The sequence below is a fragment of the Thermodesulfobacteriota bacterium genome, from assembly GCA_036482575.1.
Lineage (GTDB): Bacteria > Desulfobacterota > GWC2-55-46 > GWC2-55-46 > JAUVFY01 > JAZGJJ01.
On sequence record JAZGJJ010000126.1, the window covers coordinates 1 to 9,199 of the forward strand.

At 55.7% G+C, this 9,199-nt stretch carries 9 protein-coding genes; all 9 read left to right on the top strand.

Features of this window, described 5'->3' with window-relative positions:
* Positions 1–357: 357 nt before the first annotated feature.
* Positions 358–963: a hypothetical protein gene (locus tag V3W31_05635; GenBank protein MEE9614422.1), complete on the top strand. Its 606-nt coding sequence runs from the start codon at positions 358–360 to the stop codon at positions 961–963.
* 119 nt (positions 964–1,082) lie between these two features.
* On the top strand, positions 1,083–1,904 hold the full coding sequence (locus V3W31_05640; GenBank protein ID MEE9614423.1) for a hypothetical protein: 822 nt from the start codon (positions 1,083–1,085) through the stop codon (positions 1,902–1,904).
* 239 nt (positions 1,905–2,143) lie between these two features.
* The gene (gene lpxC / locus V3W31_05645; GenBank protein ID MEE9614424.1) at positions 2,144–3,076 is read left to right on the top strand and encodes a UDP-3-O-acyl-N-acetylglucosamine deacetylase; all 933 of its coding nucleotides are present in this window, start codon (positions 2,144–2,146) and stop codon (positions 3,074–3,076) included.
* A 220-nt stretch (positions 3,077–3,296) separates the two neighbouring features.
* Positions 3,297–5,060, top strand: a complete 1,764-nt coding sequence (locus V3W31_05650; GenBank protein ID MEE9614425.1) for a 1,4-alpha-glucan branching protein domain-containing protein — start codon at positions 3,297–3,299, stop codon at positions 5,058–5,060.
* Positions 5,057–6,070, top strand: coding sequence for a PhoH family protein (locus tag V3W31_05655; GenBank protein MEE9614426.1), 1,014 nt, complete (start codon positions 5,057–5,059; stop codon positions 6,068–6,070). Before V3W31_05650 ends, V3W31_05655 begins: the two co-directional genes overlap by 4 nt.
* Complete coding sequence (locus V3W31_05660; protein MEE9614427.1) at positions 6,067–7,821, top strand: HDIG domain-containing metalloprotein; 1,755 nt, start codon at positions 6,067–6,069, stop codon at positions 7,819–7,821. Before V3W31_05655 ends, V3W31_05660 begins: the two co-directional genes overlap by 4 nt.
* Complete coding sequence (gene ybeY / locus V3W31_05665) at positions 7,724–8,149, top strand: rRNA maturation RNase YbeY (GenBank protein ID MEE9614428.1); 426 nt, start codon at positions 7,724–7,726, stop codon at positions 8,147–8,149. The genes V3W31_05660 and ybeY overlap by 98 nt, the downstream gene beginning before the upstream one ends.
* On the top strand, positions 8,149–8,880 hold the full coding sequence (locus V3W31_05670) for a diacylglycerol kinase (GenBank protein ID MEE9614429.1): 732 nt from the start codon (positions 8,149–8,151) through the stop codon (positions 8,878–8,880). Before ybeY ends, V3W31_05670 begins: the two co-directional genes overlap by 1 nt.
* Positions 8,877–9,199, top strand: a 323-nt coding sequence (locus V3W31_05675) for a hypothetical protein (protein ID MEE9614430.1), incomplete at its 3' end; no start/stop codon positions are given. The genes V3W31_05670 and V3W31_05675, both read left to right, overlap by 4 nt.

The following is a 9,199-nucleotide window of genomic DNA, read 5'->3' on the forward strand; positions in this document are numbered from 1 at the left end:
ATGGTACCGGGCCTCGCCCAGCGGGTAGTGGGTCAGCTTGAAAGATCTTTCCCTTCCAATGTTTGGGCGGTTATGTTATGCTATACTTAAAGAAGTTGAAGAAAAATACCGATCCTTGGGGCATATAATGATTTTGTTGGATTTCCCTTGACAATCCTAAAAAGTTGTAATAGGGTTAATAATTATGGGTATGATTCCTGTCCTTGGGCCACATTCTTAGTCTTTAAGGCGGAGTTTTTATGGTGTTGCCCTTGAGGGTTACGGACGATACTTTACTTTTTTCCGGCTCAGCGCGTTGCCTTGTGCGTTGGTGCCGGTTTTTTTCGTTAAAGAAGGAGGAGAAAGGAGGAGGCCGTTATGGGAGAGAGTCTTAGTGCAGAGAAGAGTCTTAGTGCAGAAGAGAGCCTTAGTGCATACGAGGATACTCTCGAAAAGCTTGCGGAGACTGAGTCAACAGAATTCGTAAATAATAGCTCTAAAGAGCATGCCAGCATCATGATTAAGCGGCTCTTCTTGGAGGCGAAGGGACAAGTGCGTATCCTAAGCGACCACCTTAACCCGGATGTATACGGCCGGCCTGGGGTGATAGATGCCGCCATGAGTTTCTTGGGGAAGAGTGCAGAGAGCAGATTGGAAGTTATTGTGCAATTAAACGAGGAAGGCTGTCCAAAACCGGAGGATAATGCCTTCGTGGGCCATCTTCTTGAAGAGCACGAAGGTAAAATTACTCTGTACCAGGCAGATGAGAAATTGAAGGAGTGCAAAAATCACTTCATGGTGGTCACTACTGACAAAGGCAAACATGCCCTGCGGTATGAACTGGACACCAAGGCTCATCTTGCCATCGGCACCTTCAATGCTGGGGTAAAAGGCCAGAGGCTTATTGACTCTTTTGGTGATATGCTTAAAATAAAAGGATGTACCCCTCTACCACTTACTGCCAGCAAAATAAATACAGATTGACACCTCGGTCTACCAAGCGATACCAGTGCATCCCCTGATGGTACGCCAAAACAGGTTTTATGTGCAGCCTTTATTTAATGTAAGAGGCTGTTTTTTTTAATAGTGGAAGGAATTAAGAGATGTCTGACCCGGCCATTGTTAGCTACTTGAAGTTGGCATACCTTGCCGAAATTTCCGTTGTGTTTAACTTGGCCTTCCTTGGGTGGAAGAGGCGCGAAAATTTGAAGGCGTTGCGTGAACAGGCGAGAGGTACGACTACCCTTGGTGGTGGCACAGGTAGCGTATGCGATAAAAGAGACAATGGATGCTGGCGCGAGTGTAATGAAACTACCGGAAAGAAAAAATTCGAAGATGTCGACGTTGATTACATCGCGAAGATGGCGAGGGCACTGCAAGGGTATACGGGATATGAATTCAAAGGTTCTTCCCGTGAAAAACACGGGTTTATTGAACAGTGCAAGGACTTACGGCTTCGCTTTACGGTCGTTAGGGAACATAGCAAACTTTTGCGCAGGGCTTGGACGTACGGGAAGTGCTGGAGACTTAAACGCTGGTATCTTGGACGTTTTCACGATATGGTGCTCCGAGATTCCGATTATTGGATGTCATTTTTTGCGTTGCCCGCAACGGCTGTAATATTGATAGTTGCAACCTTTATGGATACTAACGCAATTCCTATGGTATCGGGCGATATTCTTTGGCTACAGAGTAAGGCTACCTGGTGGATAGTTGGGTTAGGGGGCATCTTAGCATCTCTTGTTGTAATGCCTGGCGTATTCTTTATTTCATGGCGTTACTTGAATAAGGAACACGAATGCCTCGTCGCGTTGTTGACAGAGGCCTTCCAAAGAAAAAGCCCTGGAACACTTGACACTCAAATAGAAAAATTAGGTAAATACCGTGTAGATGATGAGGGGGGGGATAATCTGACTGTACAGTAACAGTAATCACCGGACTTTATTAACTCCCTTCCTCATTGCCAGTTATTCATACGTCCCCCAGCACAAGCATTGCAAGAAGAAGATTTATCAAACTGACCCATTACCCCTTTTCGGGTACTACTGTTGTAAAAAAGAGAATTGCAGCCCGCAAGTGGTGTTTTTACACACACAGGACCCCCCCTCCCAATATTCAACCCCTTGATTTTATTTAAGTTTCCCTTTTGGTACATGTTTTGCATATGCTTATAGGCATGTTGCAGAAGACCATCCAGGATATGATCGAGTTCTCGGGCATAGGGCTCCATAGCGGCTTGCGGGTGAAGGTCAGGGTCAGCCCCTCGGCCGAGGACACGGGCATATGCTTCATAAGAAAAGATCTGCCCGGTTCACCCCCGATAAAGGCCGTATCCCGGAACGTGGTGGCCACCAACTTTGCGACCACCCTTGGCTCCGGTGGAGTGACCATAGGCACGGTGGAGCACCTTATGGCCGCATTTTACGGCCTGGGTGTGGATAACGCGCTCGTCGAGGTGGAGGGCCCCGAACTGCCCATAATGGACGGCAGCGCCGCCCACTTCGTGGACATGATAGAGGAGGCGGGCCTGGCTACCCAGTCCGCCCCGAGAAAGTATCTCGTTATTAAAAGGCCCATAAGGGTCGGGGACGAGGAAGACAAGTTCGTCCATCTCTTCCCGGCCGAAGGTGATGGGCTTTCCATAGATTATTCCATAGACTTTGCGCACCCGTACCTTAACAGGCAGTCCTTCTCCGGCCATCTTTCAAAAGACGTCTTTACCGGCGAGATAGTGGACGCGAGGACCTTCACTTTCCATCGCGACGTGGAGATACTCAGGAAAAAAGGGCTGGCAAAGGGAGGTTCGCTGAGTAACGCGCTCGTGATAGGCGATACCAGCATACTAAACGAGAGCGGCCTTCGCTATCCCGACGAGTTTGTAAGGCACAAAGTCCTTGATATCGTTGGTGATATTGCGCTCCTGGGTATGCCGATAGTGGGGCGCCTTGTGGCCCACCGCTCCGGCCATGCCCTGAACCATAAGTTCGTACAGAAGGTCCTCAAGAACGCCAGGAGGTGGGAAGTGGTCGATTCGCTCGCGGCCGAAGAACCGGCAGCGAGGAGGCCGGCCCTTACCGGGGAGTTGGCCACCGCCTGATACAACCGGGCATAGGGGGAATAAGGGAAATAACGGAAATAAAGGAAATAAAAGCCATTCTCCAAGCCCCGGCATCGAGCCGGGGTTTTCTTATGCCGGGTTTTTTTATGGCATCTCCCCCACTTCTCTCTCTCCACACTGCGGCAACGAAAAATTGCAAAAGCACGGTCCTTGTGATAAACTTCCAAGGATAAAAAGCGTTCGATATGGAGGTATTTTTGTGAAAAAATTGGGTTCTTTCAGCCTCGTGCTCCACAGCCATCTGCCCTATGTCCTCTCTCACGGCACCTGGCCGCACGGCACGGACTGGCTAAACGAGGCGGCGGCGGAGACCTATCTGCCCCTACTTGACGTTTTTAACCGTCTCAAGGACGAGGGTATGAGCCCCGGGGTGACGGTCGGGCTCTCGCCCGTTTTGACCGAGATGCTCGCAAACGACGGCTTCAAGGAGGGGTTCAAGGGCTATCTAAAGCAGAAAATCGCTGCTGCCGAGGCGGATATCAAGGAGTTTACCGGGCTCGGGGATGAGCAGATGGCCGGGGTCGCCCGCATGTGGAGGGATTTTTACGGCCGCAGACATACGGAGTTCGTGGAAAGGTACAACGAGGACATCCTGGGGGGGTTCAGGGAGCTACAGGACGGCGGTCACATAGAGATTATAACCTGTGGCGCTACCCACGGCTACTTTCCGCTCCTTTCGAGGGATACGAGCATCTACGCCCAGGTGAAGCAGGCGGTCGTCTCCTACAGGAGGCATTTCGGCAGGGACCCACGCGGTATATGGCTCCCCGAGTGCGCCTACAGGCCCTCATACCGGTGGAGTCCGCCGGTGGGTGGCGAAGGGGAGGAGCAAGAGCCGTATCTCAGGAAGGGGGTTGAAGAGTTCCTTGGTGAGAACGGTCTGGAGTACTTCTTTGTGGATTCGCATCTGCTGAAAGGCGGGGAGTCGGTGGGGGTCTACCGCGACAGGCTTGAGGGTCTTAAAGATCTTTGGGAGAGGTTCATGGAGCAGTACGAGCCGCTTCCGGAGGTCAGCGACAGGACACCCTATAACGTTTATCTGGTAGGTGCGGGACCCGGGGTCGACATGAAGCCGGTGGCGGTCTTTACAAGGGATCCGAAAACGGGAATGCAGGTATGGAGCGGAGAATGGGGCTACCCGGGCGACGAGAACTATCTGGAGTTCCACAAAAAGAGGTTCCCCGGCGGGCACAGGTACTGGAGGGTTACGGACGCGAAGGCGGACCTAGCGGACAAGCAGCCCTACAGCCCGGAACTGGCCTACGGCAGGGTCCCGGAGCACGCGGCCCACTTCGTCGGGCTTATAAAAGAGAACCTGGCCGCTCACCGGGAGAAGACCGGTAAGGACGGTATCGTCGTATCCCCTTACGACGCCGAACTCTTCGGTCACTGGTGGAGTGAGGGGCCGGAGTGGATATATCACGTGATAAAGTGCCTGCATGCCGATGGTGAGGTGGCCTCGGTTACGGCAGGGGAGTACCTTGACGCCAGCAGGCCCACGGAGGTCGTATCCCTGCCCGAGGGTTCATGGGGTGAAGGCGGCTACCACGGGATATGGCTGAACGAGACGACGACCTGGACGTGGCACCACATATACGAGGCCGAGGACGAGATGCACGGTCTGGCGCTTAAGTACGGGGACAGGACCGACGACCCGGAGCTTCAGGAGATACTGAAGCAGGCGGCAAGGGAGTTCTTTCTGCTGGTCTCCTCGGACTGGCAGTTTCTCATCTCCACGCGTTCGGCCTCGGACTATGCCGAGATGCGTCTTTTAAGGCACTATAAGGATTTCAAGAGACTCTCGGCCCTGGCGAGTAAGAAGGCCGGGGGGGGCGGGGCGGGGCTCGGCAAAGCGGATAGCGAGTTTCTCGCCCTTGTCTCCAAGAGGGACTGTCTTTTTCCCGACATAGACCCTATGTGGTTCAGGGAGCCCCACGCAAAGGAGGAGGCGGCCAACCTATGAGTGGCAGGCCCGAAAAAAAGAAGAAAGAGGGGGAGGCGAAGCGGATAACGCTTGAGGACAACTCGCTCGCCATGAGTCTTTTCGGTAAGGGAGGGGAGAACCTCAAGACGATAGAGGAAAAGCTCGGGGTGGAGCTCAAGAGCAGGGGCAACGTCGTCACGGTCCAGGGTGAAGAGGCGGACGTGGCGCTTGCCGAGCGCCTCGTCCGGGAGCTCTACGGCCTCCTTGAGAGGGGTTGTCCGCTCTACCCGCAGGATCTCGACAATGCGATAAGGATACTCTCTCAGGACGGGGAAGCCCGCCTCGCCGACGTATTTACCGATACCATATACGTCTCGTTCAAGAAGAAGAGCATAGTGCCGAAGAGCATCACCCAGAAGAGGTACATCGACTGCATAAGGGGTTCGGATATAGTCTTCGGCATAGGTCCCGCGGGTACGGGCAAGACCTATTTAGCCATGGCCGCGGCCGTCTCGGCGCTCGCGGCCAAGGAGGTGGACAGGATAATACTTACCCGCCCGGCCGTGGAGGCCGGCGAGAAGCTCGGCTACCTCCCCGGCGATCTCGCGCAGAAGGTGGACCCGTATTTGAGGCCGCTCTACGACGCCCTCCACGACATGATGGACCTCGAGCGGGTGCAGAGGCTCATGGAGAAGGGTGTCATAGAGGTCGCCCCGCTTGCGTTTATGAGGGGCAGGACGCTTAACGACTCGTTCATCATACTGGACGAAGCGCAGAACACCACCATCGAGCAGATGAAGATGTTCCTGACGAGACTCGGCTTCGGCTCCAAGGCCGTTGTCACCGGAGATATAACCCAGATAGACCTTCCTCTTGCCCGCCCCTCGGGGCTTGTCGAGGTTCGGAAGATACTCGACGAGGTCGAGGGCATACGGTTCGTCAACTTCACCGAGGCCGACGTGGTGAGGCACCCGCTCGTACAGGAAGTTATAAGGGCGTTTGAGAAGGTCGAGAGGGAGAAAGAGGCGCACATAGTGGAGGAGGTATGAAGGTTACGGCCGATACGTTTAAGAGGCTCGTAAAGACCGCCGCCAAAGATATGCGGCCCGTCAGGCCGGACGTCGGCAAGGTGACGCTCCTTATCGCCGTCTCCCTCCTTACCGCGGTACTTTTCTTCCCGGCCCTTACCTTTTTCGGTTTCAACTACGAGGCCGGGGACGTGGCGGTAATGGACATGAAGAGCCCGGTCGACATGGCCGCCGAGGGGTTTACGCTCAAGCGGGGCGAGACGATAGTCAGGGAGGGGGAGCGTATTACCGCCGAGGCGCTCAATAAGTTAGAGCTCATAGAGACGGCGATGAAGGATTCGAGCTTCCTCTTGCCCGCGGCGGGGCTCTTCGTCTTCACGGTACTCTTTATTGCCGTCGTATATCTCTTTGCGTCGAGGAACATAAAGAAGTTCGCGCACGGTCAGAGGGACCTTCTCCTCATGGCTGTCATATTCCTGGGGGTGATGTTCCTCCTGAGGCTCTTCGGCTTTGCCGCCGCCGTTATGCAAGCGGTCCTGCCCGTGGTCCCGGAGACCGTTTATATATACATGATACCCGTGGCCGTCGGGCCCATGCTGGTGAGGCTTTTCCTGAACTCCGAGACCGCGTTCGTATTCGCCGCGGTCCTTTCCATTATGGCCGGGCTTTTCCTCGGCTGGAGCCTCGCTATAGGGGCCTACTTCTTCATAGGGGGCGTGGTGGCCGCCATGGAGGTACGCCACGCCACCCAGCGCTCCACGATGATAAAGGCCGGGTTCAGCGTGGGGGCCATAAACGCCGTGGCGCTCCTGGGCATAGCGGCGGTCAGGGGCGGGGCGACGGGGCCGGTCTTCAGCATAATCGCAGGGTTCCTGAACGGCCTTATAACCGCGGTCCTGGCCGTGGGTCTGGCGCCGCTTATCGAAATGCTCTTCAGGTACACCACCAACATAAAGCTCCTCGAGCTATCGAGGATGGACCATCCGCTGCTTAAGGGGCTGGCCGTGCAGGCCCCGGGCACCTACCACCACTCCATAGTTATCGGCACGCTCGTCGAGTCCGCGGCCGAGGCCATAGGCGCTAACCCGCTCCTGGCCAGGGTCAGCGCCTACTACCACGACATAGGCAAGGCGAGGATGCCGCTTTACTTCATCGAGAACGTCAACGGCGGGGAGAACAAGCACGAAAAGCTGACACCCTCCATGAGCGCGCTCGTGCTGACCAAGCACATAAAGGAGGGGGTGGAGATGGCCGGTGACTACGGGCTCGGTAACGAGATAACCGACGTCATACGGCAGCACCACGGCACCTCTCTTATAACCTACTTCTACCAGAAGGCCAAGGAGCAGGAGGATTCCGGCGTGCACGAGGTGAACGAGAAGGACTTCCGCTACCCCGGCCCCAGGCCCCAGACGAGGGAGGCCGGCATTGTAATGCTCGCCGACGCCATAGAGGCCGCCAGTAAGACGCTCCCCGACCCAACGCCCACGAAGATACAGGGCATGACCCAGAAGATAGTTAACCGCATATTCGTCGACGGTCAGCTCGACGAGTGCGAACTGACCTTGAAGGATCTGCATCTCATAACCGGAAGTTTTAACCGCGTGCTCTCGGGGATATACCATCAGAGGATAGACTATCCCGAGCCCGCCTACATCGAGAAGGAGGGAGGGAGTGAAGGTCCTGGTACAAGACCGGACGGGGAAGAAGCTCAGGCCGGGGAAGATAAAAAGGGTGGTCGAGGTCGTCTTAGAAGACTCGGGGTCAACTGAGCGGGAGGTCAGCGTCCTCCTCGTGGACGACCCCGGCATAAGGGAGCTCAACAGCCGCTGGCGCAACATCGACAGCCCCACCGATGTCCTCAGCTTTCCAATGGACGATCCCCGGATGTTAGGAGACGTAGTAGTGTCGGTCGAGAGGGCCCGCGCCCAGGCGCAGGAGTACGGCGCGAGCCTCGATGAGGAGCTGGCGAGGCTGCTGGTCCACGGGACCCTGCACCTGCTTGGCTACGACCACGTAAACGGGGGCCGCCAGGCCGCGAAGATGAAGAGGAAGGAAGAAGAGTTGTTGGCCGGCCTTAAAGAGCGCGGCATGGTTTAATGGACGAGCGGCCCGAGATAGAAAAACCCCGGAACTGGATCGAGAGCCTGAACTGCGCCATAGAGGGCGTTATATACGCCTTCAAGACCCAGAAGCACATACGGTACCACTACATAATCGCCGTATTCGTGCTGGCGTTGAGTCTGATACTGAAACTTCCGCTCGTCGAGTTCGTACTCTTCACCATGGCCGTCCTCTTTCTTCTCTTCGCCGAGATGATCAATACCGCCATAGAGGAGGCGGTGGACCTGATCGAGGAGCGCCACAACCTCATCGCAAAGAACGTAAAAGACGTCTCCGCCGGCGCGGTACTCATAGCGGGGGTAGGGGTGGCGGTGATGGCGTATGTGGTTTTCGTGCGCCACATCTCCGAGCCCATGGGCCTTGCCTTGAGGGAGGGTAAGGAGTTCTCGGTCCATATCGCCGTAGTGGCCCTTATCATCGTCCTTATAGGTGTAGTGGCGGCCAAGGCGATGACGGGCAGCGGCAGGCCGCTCCACGGAGGCATGCCGAGCGGGCACGCGGCCGTGGCGTTCTCTCTCTGGACCTCGGTTGCTCTGCTCACCCTCGACCCGCTGGTTACCGTACTTACCTTCGGCATGGCCGCCATGGTGAGCCAATCGAGGATGCTCGGCGGCATACACACGAGGTTCGAGATAGTTCTTGGAGCGCTACTGGGCTGCGGCCTTACCCTCCTTATCTTCCGGCTATTCTCGACCGTTCTTAAATGAGAAAACTCTTTCTTTCAGTTATCTCCGGCGCTATCCTTGTCTTGGCCTTCCCGCCCTTCGATATGGGCTTTCTGGCATGGGTCGGGTTCGTGCCGCTCCTTTACGCTCTCGACGGTACGACTCCTAAAAGGGCGTTCTTCCTCGGCTGGGCGTGCGGGACGGCGTTCTTCCTCGGCACGGTCTACTGGGTCGTACACTCGATGTACTTCTACGGCGGCATGCCGATGGCCGTAGGGGTGCTGGTCACGGCCCTCCTTGTCGTCTCCCTCGGTCTCTATGTGGCCCTCTTCGGATTTGTTTCGAACTTCTTCTCCGGGGC